18 protein-coding genes are annotated in these 15,797 nt (G+C 65.6%); 13 read left to right on the top strand and 5 right to left on the bottom strand.

All coding sequences use genetic code 11. The annotated features are described in order from the left end of the window. Positions 1-9 precede the first annotated feature (9 nt). Entirely contained in the window at positions 10-1,092 is a 1,083-nt protein-coding gene (gene coxB, locus AC58D2_RS11910) for a cytochrome c oxidase subunit II (protein WP_497390546.1), read from the bottom strand. A 231-nt stretch (positions 1,093-1,323) separates the two neighbouring features. On the opposite strand from coxB, the gene pyrE reads away from it, so the two are divergent. The 5 genes from pyrE to AC58D2_RS11885 all read left to right on the top strand — a co-directional run bounded on the left by pyrE (position 1,324) and on the right by AC58D2_RS11885 (position 5,173). After that, a complete protein-coding gene (pyrE, locus tag AC58D2_RS11905; RefSeq protein ID WP_497390544.1) occupies positions 1,324-1,908 on the top strand; it encodes an orotate phosphoribosyltransferase in 585 nt (194 codons plus the stop codon). Then, complete coding sequence (locus AC58D2_RS11900; protein ID WP_497390542.1) at positions 1,905-2,651, top strand: pyridoxine 5'-phosphate synthase; 747 nt, start codon at positions 1,905-1,907, stop codon at positions 2,649-2,651. The genes pyrE and AC58D2_RS11900 overlap by 4 nt, the downstream gene beginning before the upstream one ends. 157 nt (positions 2,652-2,808) lie before the next feature. After that, a complete protein-coding gene (gene acpS, locus AC58D2_RS11895) occupies positions 2,809-3,213 on the top strand; it encodes a holo-ACP synthase (protein WP_497390540.1) in 405 nt (134 codons plus the stop codon). After that, positions 3,213-4,064, top strand: coding sequence for a signal peptidase I (lepB, locus tag AC58D2_RS11890; protein ID WP_497390538.1), 852 nt, complete (start codon positions 3,213-3,215; stop codon positions 4,062-4,064). The genes acpS and lepB overlap by 1 nt, the downstream gene beginning before the upstream one ends. 5 nt (positions 4,065-4,069) lie before the next feature. Continuing rightward, the gene (locus AC58D2_RS11885) at positions 4,070-5,173 is read left to right on the top strand and encodes an AI-2E family transporter (RefSeq protein WP_497390536.1); all 1,104 of its coding nucleotides are present in this window, start codon (positions 4,070-4,072) and stop codon (positions 5,171-5,173) included. A 41-nt stretch (positions 5,174-5,214) separates the two neighbouring features. Here AC58D2_RS11885 and AC58D2_RS11880 read toward each other — a convergent pair whose 3' ends face one another. From AC58D2_RS11880 to AC58D2_RS11870, 3 genes are all read right to left on the bottom strand, one after another. Further along, complete coding sequence (locus tag AC58D2_RS11880) at positions 5,215-5,757, bottom strand: FKBP-type peptidyl-prolyl cis-trans isomerase (RefSeq protein WP_497390534.1); 543 nt, start codon at positions 5,755-5,757, stop codon at positions 5,215-5,217. A 133-nt stretch (positions 5,758-5,890) separates the two neighbouring features. Beyond that, positions 5,891-6,616 (bottom strand): glutathione S-transferase N-terminal domain-containing protein, encoded by a 726-nt coding sequence (locus tag AC58D2_RS11875; RefSeq protein ID WP_497390532.1) that lies wholly within the window; start codon positions 6,614-6,616, stop codon positions 5,891-5,893. 2 nt (positions 6,617-6,618) lie between these two features. After that, positions 6,619-7,125, bottom strand: coding sequence for a DUF3237 domain-containing protein (locus tag AC58D2_RS11870; RefSeq protein ID WP_497390530.1), 507 nt, complete (start codon positions 7,123-7,125; stop codon positions 6,619-6,621). Between the two features lie 126 nt (positions 7,126-7,251). On the opposite strand from AC58D2_RS11870, the gene AC58D2_RS11865 reads away from it, so the two are divergent. The 3 genes from AC58D2_RS11865 to AC58D2_RS11855 are packed head-to-tail and all read left to right on the top strand — an operon-like array spanning position 7,252 to position 10,699. After that, the gene (locus AC58D2_RS11865; RefSeq protein WP_497390528.1) at positions 7,252-9,492 is read left to right on the top strand and encodes a TonB-dependent receptor; all 2,241 of its coding nucleotides are present in this window, start codon (positions 7,252-7,254) and stop codon (positions 9,490-9,492) included. Positions 9,493-9,494: 2 nt separating this feature from the next. Beyond that, complete coding sequence (locus tag AC58D2_RS11860; protein WP_497390526.1) at positions 9,495-9,992, top strand: nuclear transport factor 2 family protein; 498 nt, start codon at positions 9,495-9,497, stop codon at positions 9,990-9,992. After that, positions 9,989-10,699 carry a glutathione binding-like protein gene (locus tag AC58D2_RS11855; RefSeq protein ID WP_497390524.1) on the top strand — a complete coding sequence of 237 codons (711 nt, stop codon included), beginning with the start codon at positions 9,989-9,991 and terminating at the stop codon, positions 10,697-10,699. The genes AC58D2_RS11860 and AC58D2_RS11855 overlap by 4 nt, the downstream gene beginning before the upstream one ends. Positions 10,700-10,719: 20 nt before the next feature. On the opposite strand, the gene AC58D2_RS11850 is transcribed toward AC58D2_RS11855, so the two are convergent. Continuing rightward, on the bottom strand, positions 10,720-11,460 hold the full coding sequence (locus tag AC58D2_RS11850; RefSeq protein ID WP_497390522.1) for an SDR family NAD(P)-dependent oxidoreductase: 741 nt from the start codon (positions 11,458-11,460) through the stop codon (positions 10,720-10,722). Positions 11,461-11,595: 135 nt separating this feature from the next. Here AC58D2_RS11850 and AC58D2_RS11845 point away from each other — a divergent pair, with 135 nt between their 5' ends. From AC58D2_RS11845 to AC58D2_RS11825, 5 genes are read left to right on the top strand one after another with little or no spacing between them, the layout of a single operon-like run. After that, positions 11,596-12,891, top strand: a complete 1,296-nt coding sequence (locus AC58D2_RS11845; protein WP_497390520.1) for a spinster family MFS transporter — start codon at positions 11,596-11,598, stop codon at positions 12,889-12,891. Beyond that, positions 12,888-13,775, top strand: a complete 888-nt coding sequence (locus tag AC58D2_RS11840; protein WP_497390518.1) for an SDR family NAD(P)-dependent oxidoreductase — start codon at positions 12,888-12,890, stop codon at positions 13,773-13,775. The genes AC58D2_RS11845 and AC58D2_RS11840 overlap by 4 nt, the downstream gene beginning before the upstream one ends. Positions 13,776-13,792: 17 nt before the next feature. Continuing rightward, the gene (locus AC58D2_RS11835; RefSeq protein ID WP_497390516.1) at positions 13,793-14,188 is read left to right on the top strand and encodes a nuclear transport factor 2 family protein; all 396 of its coding nucleotides are present in this window, start codon (positions 13,793-13,795) and stop codon (positions 14,186-14,188) included. A gap of 11 nt (positions 14,189-14,199) precedes the next feature. Next, positions 14,200-14,847: a carboxymuconolactone decarboxylase family protein gene (locus AC58D2_RS11830; protein WP_497390514.1), complete on the top strand. Its 648-nt coding sequence runs from the start codon at positions 14,200-14,202 to the stop codon at positions 14,845-14,847. After that, a complete protein-coding gene (locus AC58D2_RS11825; protein WP_497390512.1) occupies positions 14,844-15,758 on the top strand; it encodes an SMP-30/gluconolactonase/LRE family protein in 915 nt (304 codons plus the stop codon). Before AC58D2_RS11830 ends, AC58D2_RS11825 begins: the two co-directional genes overlap by 4 nt. Positions 15,759-15,797: the final 39 nt, after the last annotated feature.

Raw genomic sequence — 15,797 nt, 5'->3', positions numbered from 1 at the left:
GACCCCTTGTTAATTCTTGGCAGCCGGCGCGGCGGCGGGCGCAGCGGCATCGGCCGCGGCAGCCGTGTCGGCGGCAGGCGTTTCGTCGGTGGTGCGGACGGCCTCGATCGGGCCTTCGGGCGCCGGCTGCGCGGCGGCGGGCGCGGCGGCCTCGGGGCCGTCGGGGTTTCCGCCCTTCGAGCGGACCCACGCCTTCCACTTGTCCATCGGCAGCGCTTCGACCGCGATCGGCATGAAGCCGTGGTCGACGCCGCAAAGCTCCGAGCACTGGCCGTAATAGACGCCCGGCTTGTTCACCGTGAAGGTCGTTTCGTTGGCACGGCCCGGAACCGCATCCATCTTGGTCCACAGTGCGGGAACCGCAAAGCTGTGGATCACGTCGGCACCGGTGATGATCAGCTTCACCTGCTTGCCGACGGGGACGACCATGCGATTGTCGACCGCGAGGTGATAGGGCTCGCCCGACGCCTTCGCCTGGTCTTCGGTCAGCATCTTCGAGACATATTCGCCGATGCCCTGATCGGGATAGGCATAGCCCCAATACCATTGATAGCCGGTGACCTTGATCGTCAGTGCATCCTTCTTGGGCGGTTCATATTGCGCCGCAAGCAGGCGGATCGACGGGACCGCGATCACCGCAAGGATCAGCACCGGAATGGCGGTCCAGATGATCTCGATGAAGGTGTTGTGGGTCGTCTTCGACGGCACCGGGTTGGCGCTCGCGCGGTAGCGCACGATCACCCACAGCAGCAGGCCGAGGACGAAGAGCGAAATCACCGTGATGATCGGCAGCAGCATATAGTGGCTGAACCAATAGGCCTGCTCGCCGATCGGGCTTTCCTGCGTCTGGAAATTGATCCCCGCATCGACCGGCTGCCCGACGCCATCGGTCGGCTTCATCGGAACATAGGTCGCATCGCCCGCCGGGGCGGCGGCCGCGTCGCCCGCGGGCGTCGCTGCGGCATCGCCGGCAGCGGCCGGAGTCGCCGCGGCCGTCGCTGCCGGCGCCTCCGCCGGCGTCTGCGCGTGGCCCGCGCCCACCGCGCCCAGCGACAAAGCTGCCGCAATTACAAGGGTTTTCAAGCTCTTCATAAGAATTGTGCCGCCCGTTGCCTGTTGTCTTTATCGATCCCCGAGCCCACCCCGCCGAACGCCGGACACAGGTCACGGCAGCTCGCGGACGGGCTGAATCTCGCGGGGGCTATAGACCCGCTTGCCGCTTGCCTCAAGCATCTCTAACACTATTTTGCAGCAGGCAAATTCGCCCTGCCCGCTCCCTGTCGCCGCCGACGGCGATGCAATGGATATAAAGAAGCTTCTCCCATGACCGACGATGAAATCCTGGCCGAGTTCCGTGCCGCCGACGCGCTGTTGCACGGTCATTTCCTGCTCTCCTCCGGCCGCCACAGCGAATATTATCTGCAGTGCGCGCGCGTGCTGATGGATACCGAGCGCGCCGGGCGGCTCGCGGTCGCGCTGGCGGGCAAGCTGCCGCGCGAACTGCGCCACGCGATCGACCTTGTCGTGTCGCCGGCGATGGGCGGGGTTATCATCGGTCACGAAATGGGCCGCGCGCTCGGCAAGCCGGCGATCTTCGTCGAACGTCCCACCGGCACCTTCGAGCTTCGCCGCGGCTTCGAGATCGACAGGGGCGCCAGGGTGCTGATGGTCGAGGATGTCGTGACCACGGGCCTGTCGTCGCGCGAAGCGATGGAGGCGGTGCGCGCCGCGGGAGGCGAAGTTGTGGCCGAAGCCTCGCTCGTCGACCGGTCGGGCGGCAGCGTCGACCTTGGCGTCCCATTCTACCCGCTCGTCGCCATCAACTTTCCGACCTATGCGCCGGACGAGTTGCCCGCGCATCTCGCGGACTCGTCGGCGGTCAAGCCGGGAAGCCGCGCGGCGGCATGACGGCAGCCCCCGCCCCCCGCCGCCTGCGCCTTGGCGTCAACATCGACCATGTCGCGACGATCCGCAACGCGCGCGGCGGCGAACATCCCGACCCGGTGCGCGCGGCCGAAATCGTCGCGGCGGTCGGCGGCGACGGCATCACCGCGCATCTGCGCGAGGATCGGCGCCATATCCGCGACGACGACCTCGCGCGGATCCAGGCCGCGACCGACCTGCCGCTCAATCTCGAAATGGCGGCGACCGAGGAAATGCTCGCGATCGCGCTGCGCCACGCTCCGCACGCGGCGTGCATCGTCCCCGAAAAGCGCGAGGAACGGACGACAGAGGGCGGACTCGACGCCGCGGGGCAGCACAATCATCTCGCGCCGATCGTCGCGCGCCTTTCCGATGCCGGCATCCGTGTCAGCCTGTTCATCGAACCCGATGCGCGCCAGATCGAGGCGGCGATGCGTCTGAAAGCACCGGTCGTCGAATTCCATACCGGCCGCTACGCCCATGCCGAGGGCGAGGAACGCGCCGCCGAGCTGCGCCGCCTCGCCGACGCGGCGGCGCTCGCGGCGAAGAACGGCATCGAACCGCATGCCGGCCACGGCCTGACGTACGAGAATGTCATTCCCGTCGCCGCGATCCCCCAGCTCGCCGAACTCAACATCGGCCACTATCTGATCGGCGAGGCGATCTTCACCGGCCTCGAAGACGCCGTACGCCGAATGCGCACCCTGATGGACGAGGCGCGGGGATGAACAGCAATTTCGTCATTGCGAGCCCTTCGACTGCCTTGCAGGCGCTCAGGATAGACTCGCGCGTGGCGCGAGCGAAACAATCCAGAGGCGGCCTTGCGCCGCTCTGGATCGCCTCTTCGCCTTCGGGTCCTCGCTATGACGTTCTGCCGGGTCCGGCATGATCATCGGCCTCGGTTCCGACCTGTGCAATATCGAGCGGATACAGAATTCGCTCGACCGCTTCGGCGAGCGGTTCGAAAAGCGCGTTTTCACCGACATCGAGCGTGCCAAGGCCGCGCGCCGTCCCTTCACCCGCGCCGGCACCTATGCCAAGCGTTTCGCGGCCAAGGAGGCCTTTTCCAAGGCTGTGGGCACCGGCTTCAAACGCGGCGTGTTCATGAAGGACATCGGCGTCGTCAACGCGCCCTCGGGGGCCCCGACGCTGGCGTTGACCGGCGGCGCCGCCGAACGGCTCGCACAGATGGTCCCCGCGGGCCACAGCGCCCATATCCATCTCACGCTTACCGATGATCACCCCTGGGCACAGGCCTTCGTCATCATCGAAGCGATCAAGGACCAATGATGGCAAAGAAGACCAGAATGGCCGACGACGGGAGTTGGGGCAAGTTGATCCGCGACATTGCCGTGATCCTGCTGCTCGTACTCGTCATCCACAGCTGCGTCGCCAAGCCCTTTTACATCCCCTCGGATTCGATGATGCCCGGCTTGCGCAACGGCGACCGGCTGATCGTCAGCAAATATCCCTATGGCTGGTCCTACGCTTCGGTCAGCTTCCATCTCGCGCCAAAGATGAAGGGCCGATTGTTCGGCCGCCTGCCCCGGCGCGGCGACATCGTCGTGCTCGAACATCCGGTGACGCGCGTCGATTATATCAAGCGCGTTATCGGCCTGCCCGGCGACACGATCGAATTGCGCGGCGGCGCCTTGATCATCAACGGCAAGCCGATCAAGCGCGAAGTGCAGCCGATGCTCTCGATCCCCGTTGACGCGAACCTGCCCGGCCCCGATTCGACGCTCTATCGCTTCGTGACGCGCGATGCGGCGGGCAAGATGGTGCTCGAACTGCCCGTGGTGCGCGAAACGCTGCCCGGGGGCGCGACATTCGACACGATCGACATGGGTCCCGGCTATGCGACAGACGATTACGGCCCGATCACGGTGCCTGCCGACCACCTGTTTCTGATGGGCGACAACCGCGACGGCAGCGCCGACAGCCGCGTCCCCGTCGCGATGAAGGGGCTCGGCGGCCCGGTTCCGTTCGAGGCTATCGCCGGACGCGCCGAGATCATCAGCTTTTCGACCGACGGCACGACCGAATGGTACAACCCGCTCAGCTGGGTCCGCGGGCTCCGCCCGAACCGCGCGGGAACCGATTTGCACCCGCAGCGTGAAGCAGCAGCAGGCAGGGAGTGACGGGCATGGCGCAACCACCGGAAGCGGAAAAATCGCGGACCAAGGCGGATCGCCAGAGCCCCGGCCCGACCGATATCCGCAACCAGCTGGTCCGCAGCGAACTCGTCAGGGCGAGCGTCTGGTTCGGGCTCGCGCTGCTCATCGGCGCCTGCATCGTTCTGATCCAGCCGATCCTGCTGATCTTCGCCGGCATCGTCGTCGCCTCGATGCTCGACGGCGGCACCCGCCTGCTCGGACGGGCGCTGCCGATCGCGCGCGGCTGGCGGCTGCTGATCGTGTGCCTGGCGATCATCGTCTTCATGGCGTGGACGATCCTGTTCGCGGGCTCGCAGATCGCGGATCAGGCCGCGACCCTGCAAAAGGTCGTGATGGCGCAGATCGACCGCATTGCCGCCTGGGCCAGCGATCATGGCATGGGCAATCTCCAGCTCGATACAAAGACGATTACCGACAATCTGGCCGGCACCGTCGGACGCGTCACCGCGGCACTCGGCACGGTGGTCGGCGCGCTGACCAGCCTTGTGATGATCATGGTGCTCGGCATCTTCCTCGCGATCGAACCGCGGCTTTACGAACGCGGGGTCGCGTGGATGCTGCCGATGAAGGCGCGCGAGGATTTCTACATCACGACCGCGCGCATGGGCTTTACGCTGCGCCGCCTGATGGCGGGACGGCTGCTCGGTATGATCGTCGAAGGAATCGGGACCTGGCTCGCCTGCCTGGCCGTCGGCATCCCGATGGCGGCGCTGATGGGGCTGCTCACCGGCCTGCTGGCCTTCATCCCCAACATCGGTGCGATCGTGTCGGGCGTGCTGCTCGTCCTCGTCGGCTTTTCGGCGGGGACCGACACGGGGCTGTGGGCGATCGGCATCTATTTCTTCGTCCAGACGGTCGATGGCTATCTGATCGTCCCGATGGTCGCGAAGCAGACGGTCGACCTAGCACCCGCCCTCGTCCTCGGCGCGCAGATCCTGCTCGGTACGCTGCTGGGCATCCTGGGCCTGTTCCTTGCCGACCCGATCGTCGCGATGATCAAGGTCGCGCTGGAGCGTGAGGCCGAACGCAACGCGTCGGGTCGGCCCAAAGGAAAAGCGGCGACGTCCCCCTAGGGAAACGCCGCCGCCCTTTCACCGAATTTTCGCAGCGGACCTCAGGGCGCCGGAGCGCCCGGCGGCGGGCCGCCGGGACCGCCCGGACCACCGGCGCCGCCCTGCATCTGCATTTGCTGCATCTGCTGCATCTGCTGCATCATGGCGCGCACTTCCTCGGCATTGCGGAAATCGATCAATTCGACATCGAAATAGAGCGTGCTGTTCGCGGGGATCGTGCCGACCGCCTTGTCGCCATAACCCTCGTCGGGCGGGATCACGATCTTGTATTTGCCGCCGCGCTGCATCTGCTTCAGCGCCTTGGAAAAGCCGGCGACATTGCCGGCAACCGGCAGCGGCGCCTGTTCCTGCTGGTCGAACACCGTGCCGTCCTTCAGTTTGCCGGTATATTTGATCAGCACCATGTCCTCGTCGGTCGGGCTCGGGCCTTCGCCCGCCTTGACCACTTCGACCGTCGTGCCGTGGCTGACCGTCTGATACCAGGCCGCGCCCGCCGCGATCGCGATCAGCGCCAGCAGGCCGATCCACAGCAGCCACAACCCGCCCTTGCTCACCGGGCGCAATGGAACCGTCGTCACACTCATCGTCGCTGATCCTTCCCTGGCGCCGCGCGCGGCGCAAATGTTCGCGCAGGCCTATAGGCGGACCGGTGCGGAGGGGTCCAGAGGCAAATGCCGCGGACCGGCCGCCGCCCGGCGTTCGCGACCCCCGCTCGCGTCAGTTCCCTTTCACCGCCGCCTGATTGGCGTCGCCGAACATGTTCGACCATTCGCTTTCGTCGAGGTGCTGGTGCCGGCCGACATATTTGGCGGGCGCCTTCAGGTCGTCGCGGCTCATCGCGCGCGCCACCGCCGGTCGGTCGCGGATGCGTTCGAACCAGCCGCGCATCGCCGGCCATTCGTCGAGTCCCATGTCCATTACAAAGGCAGAGGCGCGTCCCGGCCAGATGGCCATGTCCGCGATGCTATACGCCTCGCCCGCGACATAGGCGCTCTTCTCGAGCCGCCTTTCGAGCACGGTGAGCAGCCGCGTGAGTTCCTTTGTATAGCGTTCGACTGCATAATCCTGTCCCGTCGGGGCATAGCGCAGGAAATGGCTCGCCTGCCCGCCCATCGGGCCGAGGCCCGCGACCTGCCACGTCAGCCACGACAGCGTCGCCGCGCGCGCCGCGCCCGACGCCGGCAGGAAACGCCCGCTCTTTTCCGCCAGATATTGCAGGATCGCCCCGCTCTCGAACACCGTCACGGGCGCCCCGCCGTCACCAGGGTCGTGATCGACGATCGCCGGCAGCTTGTGATTCGGATTGATCCGCCCAAAGGCCGGGGTCAACTGGTCGCCGTTGAAGATGTCATAGGGGATCACGCGATAGTCGGCGCCGATCTCCTCGAGCATGATGGCGATCTTCTGCCCATTGGGAGTCGCCGAATAATGCAGGTCGATCATCGTCACAGAATCTCGTGGATCACGTGGCGCACACCGAAATCGGTCCGCTCGCCGACTCCGACCGCCAGCACGCCGTTGAGCCAGCCATATCGGGTGCTCGCGGTTTCGAACACGGGGGCGATTCGCAGATAATATCGCGACGGGTCGGCGTCGGGCCGTTCGGGATCGGCAAAGGTCGCGCGCACGTCATCGGGGATCACGCTCCGCCCGGTATAGGACAGATAGATAAGGTCGCCGTCGTCGGTCTGCCACACCGCGCGCGCATCGAACGTGCCTACCGATGCCGCCTCTGCGAGCCGCCCGCCGCGCGACCAGTTGCCGCCGCCCGGCAGGACCACGCCGTTGATTCGCGGCCCGAAAAAGCGGCCGCCGCTGATGTAGCCGAGACGGTGATCGCCGAACGGCGATGTGCCGAGCGCGACGATTCCGCCCCCGACTTCGAATTCCACCGTGCACAGATGCCGCGTCGCGAGCGCCCCTGTGACTTCACCCAATTTTTCGTCGTTCATCTTGCGAATCCTTTCCCAACGCTATGGACAAGCATAAAACCATTAGTATACTAAGGGTCAATCAGATTGACGGATCGGGCGAACATCCCGGCACCGTCGGCATCATAGTGATAGGGAGGGTTCCAGATGAAGGCTCTGAACAAGATTCTGCTGTCCAGCGCGGCGACCACCGCGATGCTGATCGCCGCACCGGCGATGGCCCAGGACGACAATGGCGACGCAGCTCCGGCCGCGAACGAGGGCAGCGGCGGCAACGAAATCATCGTCACGGCGCAAAAGCGCGAACAGAGCCTGCAGGACGTTCCGATCTCGATGGAAGTGGTCAGCGGGAAAAAACTCGCCGACTTCAACTCGAACGACATCAAGTCGGTGATGAACTACACGCCGAACGTCTTCGTCCAGTCGACCGCTGGCAACGACGTCATCTATATCCGCGGCTTCGGTTCGCCGCCGGCGAACTTCGCCTTCGACCAGTCGGTCTCGCTCTATGTCGACGGCGTCTATGCCGGCCGCTCGCGCCAGGCACAGGCGCCCTTCTTCGACCTGGAGCGCGTTGAAGTGCTGCGCGGCCCGCAAGGTGCGCTGTTCGGCAAGAACACGGCCGCCGGTGCGGTCAGCGTCGTGTCGGCCGGCCCGACCAGCACGCCGCAGGGCGAGTTCACCGCACTCTATAATTTCGATCAGAAGGGCTTTGATGTCTCGGGCTATATCTCGGGACCGATCAGCGACACGCTGAGCGCGCGGCTCGCGTACAAGATCCTCAACCAGGACGGCTACATCCGCAATCTGGCGACCGACCACGACGATCCCGAGATTCGGCAGCAGCTCGCGCGCCTGACGCTCAAATGGGAACCGTCGACCGATTTCGATTATACGGTGAAGGCCGAATATGCGAACAAGGACGTCGTTGGCGGTATCACCGTGTCGAGTCCCCTGACCAGCGAACAGGATCCGCAGACGACACGCTATCTCGAACGCTCGGCGCTCGGCGACGAAGGCACCAAGACCGAATCGCTCATGCTGTCGGGCACCGGCAATCTTGCGCTCGGCGACTATACGCTGACCTCGGTGACGGGCTACAGTTGGTTCAATGCCAATATCGTCAACGGCTTCGACCAGACGGTCCCGAATGGCGGCGGCGCGGTGACCAACAATTCGGTCTACAACAGCTTCCCCGAACGCTTCGACCAATTCTCGCAGGAATTGCGCATCCTGTCGCCGACGGGCCGCACCTTCGAATTCATCGCGGGCGTCTATTACGATCATTCGAACTACACGCTCGACCAGCTTCAGGGCTTCAATATCGAGGATCTGTTCGGCAGCCCCTATTTCGGGCGCATCGACAGCCGCTTCAAGCAGACGGCGGAAAGCTGGTCGGTTTTCGGCCAGGGCACGCTCAACATCACCGATGCGTTCCGCGCGATCGGCAGTCTGCGCTACACCCACACAAGCAAGGACGGCACCTTCGCCTCGCGCCTTGTCTATGGTCCCTTCGCGATCCGTCCGATTTCGAGCGCGCAAGGGTCGATCAGCGAGGGCAATGTCGATCCGTCGATCACGCTGCAATATGATGTCGCGCCGCGCGTGATGCTCTATGCCACTTATGGCCGCGGGTCGAAGTCGGGCGGCTTCGTATCGAACACCCTCGGCACCACCGATGCGACCTTCACCTTCGAGCCCGAACGCTCGACCAACTACGAAGCAGGCATCAAGTCGACGCTGGCGGACGGCAAGGTCGTCGCCAACGTGTCGGCCTATCACACCCAGTTCAAGGATCTGCAGGTCTCGGTCTACCAGCCGGCTTCGTCGAGCTACCTGACCGGCAACGCCGCGAGCGCGACGTCGAAGGGGATAGAGGCATCGCTCAGCCTGTTCCCGATCCGCAACTTCGATATCACCGCTTCGGGCGCGTATCAGGATATCAAGTACGACGATTATCCGGGCGCCGCGTGCCTCGCTTCGCAGCCCGCGACCTGCACCCCGGCGACGAACAATCTGGCCGGCTACCCCGTCGCCTATACGTCGAAATGGACAGGCAGCGTCACCGCGCACGGCCGTATCGAGTTTGCGAACGACCTGAAACTCGACATCACCGGCGTCGCGTCGGGTCGCTCCAAATATTTCGACTCGGATAACCAGAGTCCGATCTTTGGTGTTCAGAAAGGCTATGTGAAGCTCGACCTGCGCGTCCAGCTTTCCGATCAGGACGAACGCTGGCACCTCGCGCTGGTCGGCAAGAATCTGACCAACGAGCTGACTACCGGCAGCGCGTTCAACCTGCCCGCGCCGATCACCGCGGTTCCGCGCGCGATCCTCTACCTCGAACCAACGCGCAACATCGCGGTCGAGGCCGGCTTCAAATTCTGACGATGTCCACTGGTGCGGCCGCCATCGACGCTTTCCTCGATCGGGAAGCGGCGGTGGCGGCCGTAACCGCTTATGCGGACGCGCTCGACGCCCGCGACTGGGGCGCCTATCGCGCGCTGTTCACCGATCGGATCGCGATCGACTATGGCGCCATCGGCTCGCTCGTCGAAACCGTTGCCGCCGACGAATGGACCTTGCGCTGCCGTGCGCTCGAAGGGTTCGACGCCACCGCGCATCGCCTGCACAATATCGTTGCCCGCGTGACGGGCGATGACGCCGTGGTGACGAGCATCGTCGACGCCGCGCATTTCGTCACCGTCGACGGCGAAACGCTGATGGGCGACTTGATCGGGCGCTATCGCCACCATCTCGTGCGCGGCGATGGGTGGAGGATTGCCGGCGTGACCCTGACCGTTGCGGGCTATCCGGCGGGAAAGGCCGCCTTCGAGGCTGCTTTCGCCGCCGCCCGAATCCGCTTTGCCGAAAGAGGACCCGAATGATCGACGTCTATTTCACTCCGACCCCCAACGGCCATAAAGTCTCGATCATGCTCGAGGAGACCGGGCTGGAGCACCGTTTGCTCAAGATGGACATGCTCGCCGGCGATCATCTGACCCCCGAATATCGCCGCATCAATCCGAACGGGCGACTGCCCGCGATCGTCGACCATGATCCGGTGGGCGGCGGCGCGCCGCTCCCGGTGTTCGAAAGCGGCGCCATCCTGCTCTATCTTGCCGAAAAATCCGGACAATTGCTTCCCGAAGATCCGCGACGGCGCAGCCAGGCGCAGCAATGGCTGATGTGGCAGATGGCCAGCTTCGGCCCGATGCAGGGTCAGGCGCATCACTTCATCCGCTACGCGCCCGAGGGGCAGGATTATCCGGTCGAACGCTATCGTAACGAGACGATCCGGCTGCTCCACGTTCTCGACGGCCGCCTGCGCGAAGCCGATTATCTGGCCGAGGAGTATAGCATCGCCGACATCGCCGCCTGGCCGTGGGCGCGGGCGACCCGCGCGATCGGCCTTTCGCTCGAGGACTATCCCGCCGTGCAGGACTGGCTCGCGCGGATCGCCGAGCGTCCGGCGGTCGCAGCCGGCACCGACGTCAAGAATGCTGCGAACCTGTCGAGCGCGCGGCCGGTGCTGACCGACGAGCAATGGTCGAACCTGTTCGGCAAGAACATGCTCGCTGCGCCGACACGCTGACCGTCCGGCCGGGCGGCGTCTCACACCGTGTCGGCATGCCCCCACTGATACTCGATCCTGCCGTCCAGCCGCCGCACGGCGACCCAGTCGCCGCCCGCCAGGCTGTCGTCCTCGATCAGCTTCGCGACCCCGCCCGCGATATCCTCCGGCTCGCACGCCTCGTTGTTCGCAAGCACCTGCTTCATCCACTCCGACTTGCCGCCCGCGCCCGTGGTATCGAGAATCGGCGTCGCCACGAGCCCCGGCAGCATGCCCGCCACGCGAACATTGCATTCATCCTTCAGATGCGCGCAGCAGCGCGTGAACATCATCACCGCCGCCTTGGTCGTGGCATACATCGCGTCGTAGAATCCGGTGCCGAGCGCGACCGTCGACACGGTGTTGACGATCACCCCGCCCCCGCGCGCCTTCATCGCCTGCACCGCAATCTGCGTCGCCGCAATCAGCGAGGTCACATTGACGTCGACTATCCACCGGATCCGCGCCGCATCGACATCGGGAAATTGCGGCAGGCCCGACACGACGCCGGCATTATTGTGCAGGATATCGACATCGCCATTCGCCTTGAACCAGGCCTCGGCCGCCGGAATGTCGGAAAGGTCGAGCGCGTGCGCGGTCGCACGCGCGCCCTGGGCTTCGACAAGGCGCGCGGTTTCGGCCAGCGCCTCCTCCTTCACGTCCACCAGCGCGACCGCATCCGCGCCGCGGGCCGCCAGCATCACCGCGGTCGCGCGACCGATGCCGCCCGCCGCTCCGGTCACGATTGCACGCCTTCCCTTGATTTCCATCTCGCTCTCCCATGCGGTTATTCGCCTTACCGTAAAGCACATTGACAGATAAACTTAAATACCTAAGCATTTCTGCAGAACGAGAATCGCGCAATCCTGGGGAGAGCCATGACGCAAGCCACCGCGATAGAAGCGGGCGCCGCGCCGTCCGGCCGCATCGTTGCCGTGCGGCGCAACATCGCGCTGGCGATGCTGTTCTGCGTCGGCACGATCAACTTCGTCGACCGCCAGCTCCTGTCGGTGCTCGTCGAACCGATCCGCGCCGACATGCAGTTCAGCGATACGCAGTTCGGCCTGCTCACCGGCCTCGCCTTCGCGCTCTTCTATGCCGCGATGGGGGTTCCTGTCGCGATGATCGCCGACCGCTGGAACCGGGTGAAGCTGATCGGCATCGCCTGTGTCGTGTGGAGCGGCTTCACCGCCGCCTGCGGACTGGTGTCCAACTTCTGGCAACTGGCCCTGATGCGCTTCGGCGTCGGCGCGGGCGAAGCCGGTGGCACCGCTCCGTCGCTTTCGGTAATCGCCGACCTCTATCCCCCCGACCGGCGTCCGCTGGCGATCGGCCTGTTCACGCTGAACGGCCCGTTCGGCGTCTTCGTCGGCGCCGCCTTCGGCGCGTGGGCGGCAGCGCATATCGGCTGGCGCCATGCCTTTCTGGTCATCGGCCTTGTCGGCATCGTCGTCGCGCCGCTGCTCATCTGGTTGGTGCGCGAGCCCGCGCGCGGCGCAATGGACACCGGCAAGCCCGCCGACGAAGCGCTGCCCTTCAGCCAGAGCCTCGCGATGTTCGTGCGCCGCCGGTCGCTTCGCATGGTGATGATCGGCAGCGGGCTTGCCGCCTTCGTCAGCTATGGCATGCTCAACTGGATCCCCGCCTTCCTGATGCGGACGCAGGGGATGCCGCTCGACGCGATGGCGACCTGGTTCGCGCCCGCCGCGGGCATTACCTTCGGCATCGGCATATTGGGCGGCGGCTGGCTCGTCAGCCACACCGCGAAACGCTCGCCGCGTGCCTATGGGATGATCCCGGCGCTGGCCACCGCAATCCTGATCCCGACCTTCGCCGCCGCGCTGCTTGTCGACAGCTGGCAGGTTTCGCTGGCGCTGATGCTCGTCCCGATGGCCGCGTGCACGGCCTATGTCGCACCCGCGCTGGCGCTGGTTCAGAACCTTACCCCGCCGCGCAGCCGCGCCACCGCCGCTGCGGTTCTGATGCTGATGTTCAACATCGTCGGCCTGGGCCTCGGCCCGCTGTTCATCGGCGTGGTCAGCGATGCGCTGAAACCCGCACACGGCGACGACAGCCTGCGCTGGGCGCTGTTGACGATCCTGCCCTTCGCGCTCGCCGCAGGGCTCGCGCAATTCGCGATGACGCGCCACCTTGAAAAGGATTTTGCCGAATGACCGACGTCCGCGGAAAAACCGCCTTCATCACCGGCGGAGCGAGCGGGCTCGGGCTCGCGACCGCCCGCGCGCTCGTCGCCAAAGGCGCGCGCGTCATCCTGGCCGACATCGACGGTCCCGGCGCCGAAGCCGCGGCGGCAGCCCTTTGCGAGGGCGGCGGCGAGGCGATGGGATTGCGGCTCGACGTCACCAACGAAGCAAGCTGGGCGCAGGCTGGCGATACCGCACGCGCCTTTGGCCCGGTGCGCATCCTGTTCAGCAACGCCGGGGTCGGCGGCGGCGCGGGCGCGTTCGAAGATTACGACACCGACGTCTGGCGCTGGAACTATGCGGTCAACGCGCACGCGCATCTCTATGCCTGCCGCACCTTTCTGGGCGCGATGAAGGCAAGCGGAGAGGACGCGCATCTCGTCATCACCTCGTCGATGGTCGCCATCGTGCCGCCGCCGATCTCCGTCGCCTATATCAGCTCGAAATATGCAACGCTCGGCATCGCGATGGCGCTGCGCAACGAGCTTGCCGAAACGAAGGTCGGCCTGTCGGTGCTGATGCCCGGCATGTCGGCGACGCGCATTGTCGAGACGACGCGGACGCTCCGCCCCGGAGAGAGCGAGGCGGGCAAGGCCGCGACGACGAGCCAGGCGATGCAGGGCGTGCTCGCCGGCGGCATGTCGCCCGACCGCATCGGCGCCCGCGTCGTGCGCGCGATCGAGGGCGGCGACTTTTGGATCTTCACCCATCCCGAATGGAAGACAATGGCCGAACTCGTCACGCAAGACATGCTGGCGGCCTTCGGCGAATCGGCCGATCCCGACTACAGGGGTGACGATATCGACGGGCTGATCGCGGCCAATGGCGGCCGCATGTTCGGCGCGAAAGTCTGAACGAAGGAGAGAGGCATATGGCCGAACAGGACGACATCCGCGCAATGGCGCAGCGCTTTTTCGACGCGATCGAGGCGGGCGACATCGAAACGATGCAGAACAGCTTCACCCCCGACGCCGCGATCTGGCACAACACCGACGAGCTGATCGTCAGCCCCGCCCAGACCGCGCAGACGCTGACCGGCATGGTCGCGCGGATCAAGGATCGCGAATATGCCGACCGCCGCCTGACCACCTTTCCCGGCGGTTTCGTGCAGCAGCACGTCTTGAAGGGAAAGCGCGTGCAGGACGATGTCGAGGTGCGCCTGCCCTGCGCGATCGTCTGCGCTGTTCGGGATGGCAAGATCACCCGCCTCGACGAATATTTCGACAGCGCCCATGTCGCTGCCTTCCGCAAATATGCCGACGCCTGAGGAGTAAAGACATGCCCGTATTGCGCCAGGTGCCCCGCGCCGACGTCACCGACGAAACCGTCCTTGCCTATTACCAGCGCCTGTTCGGCGACCGCGATCCGGTTGCCGAGCCCGGCACCGCGACCGGTACGCCCGGCGACTGGTGGACCGTCTATGCGCTGTCGCCCGACATCTTCAAACATGCGGTCGACGGATTCGCCGTCTATCGCAATCCCGCGCGCTCGATCGACCCGGTGCTCCGCGAACTCGGTCAGACGCGCGCCGGCTGGGTCAAGGGCAGCCAGTTCGTCTTCTCGCAGCATTGCAAGTCGTTGCGCGGCCTCGGCGTCAGCGAAGAAAAGATCGCCGCGGTTCCCTATTGGACCATCGCCGAATGCTACAACGATCAGGAACGCGCGGTGCTTGCCTATGCCGACTGCCTGAGCCAGGCGTCCGGACGCGTCCCCACCGAGGTTTTCGACAAGCTCAAGAGCTTCTGGACCGACGAGCAGATTTTCGAATTCACCTACATCACCTGTCTATACGACATGCACGCGGTGATTACCCGCGCGCTGCGCATGGAATTCGACGCGCGCGAAGATCCGATCGTCGAGATTGCCGCACCCGAAGGCTTCGACGCCGCCGACTTCCTCAGCGCGCCGCGGTCGAAGCCCGAATGAGCGGCTATGGCGAACCCGAAGTCGTCGCGACCGGCCTGCGGTTCCCCGAGGGGCCGGTGCCGATGCCCGACGGGTCGGTGCTGCTTGTCGAAATCGCGCGCGGGACGCTGACCCGCGTCGCGCCCGATGGCAGCCTGTCGGTCGTCGCCGAACTTGGCGGCGGGCCGAACGGCTTGGCGATCGGACCCGACGGCGGCGCCTATGTCTGCAACAACGGCGGGTTTGCGTGGACCGAGTTGCCGGGCGGTCTGCTGTTGCCGATCCATGCCGCGAACGAGACGCGCTGCGGCACGATCCAGCGCGTCGACCTCGCCGACGGATCGGTGACGACGCTCTACGACAGCTGCGACGGCGCACCGCTCAGCGGCCCGAACGACCTGGTTTTCGACGCGCACGGCGGCTTCTGGTTCACCGATCACGGCCATGTCCGCGAGACCGGCCGCGACCACGGCGCGCTCCATTATGCGCGCGCCGACGGCTCGCGCATTTCGCGCCAGCGTGCCGAGATGATCGGCCCCAACGGGGTCGGCCTCTCGCCCGATGGCAACACCCTCTACGTCGCCGAAACGATGACCGCGCGGCTGTGGGCGATGGACATCGCAGCACCCGGCGAACTCGCTGCCCCGCCGCCCTTCATGCCCGGCCGCCTCGTCGGGACGCCGCCCGCCTTTCGCCTGTTCGACAGCCTCGCGGTCGAGGAAAGCGGCCGGGTCTGCATCGGCACGCTGGTCGAAGGCGGCATCACGCTGTTCGATCCGGCTGGCGCGCACGAATTCGTCGCGCTTCCCGGAATCGGCATCACCAATATCGCGTTCGGGGGCGCCGATCGCCGCGACGCCTATATCACCTCGTCGCCCGACGGTGTGCTCTACCGCACGCGCTGGCCGCGACCGGGGCTCGCCTTGGCATAACCGTCAATCTAGTTGACAGTTATGCCAAGGGATGCTAAA

It is taken from the genome of Sphingopyxis sp. CR5 (assembly GCF_059693785.1).
This window is presented reverse-complemented; position numbering and strand designations above follow the sequence as displayed.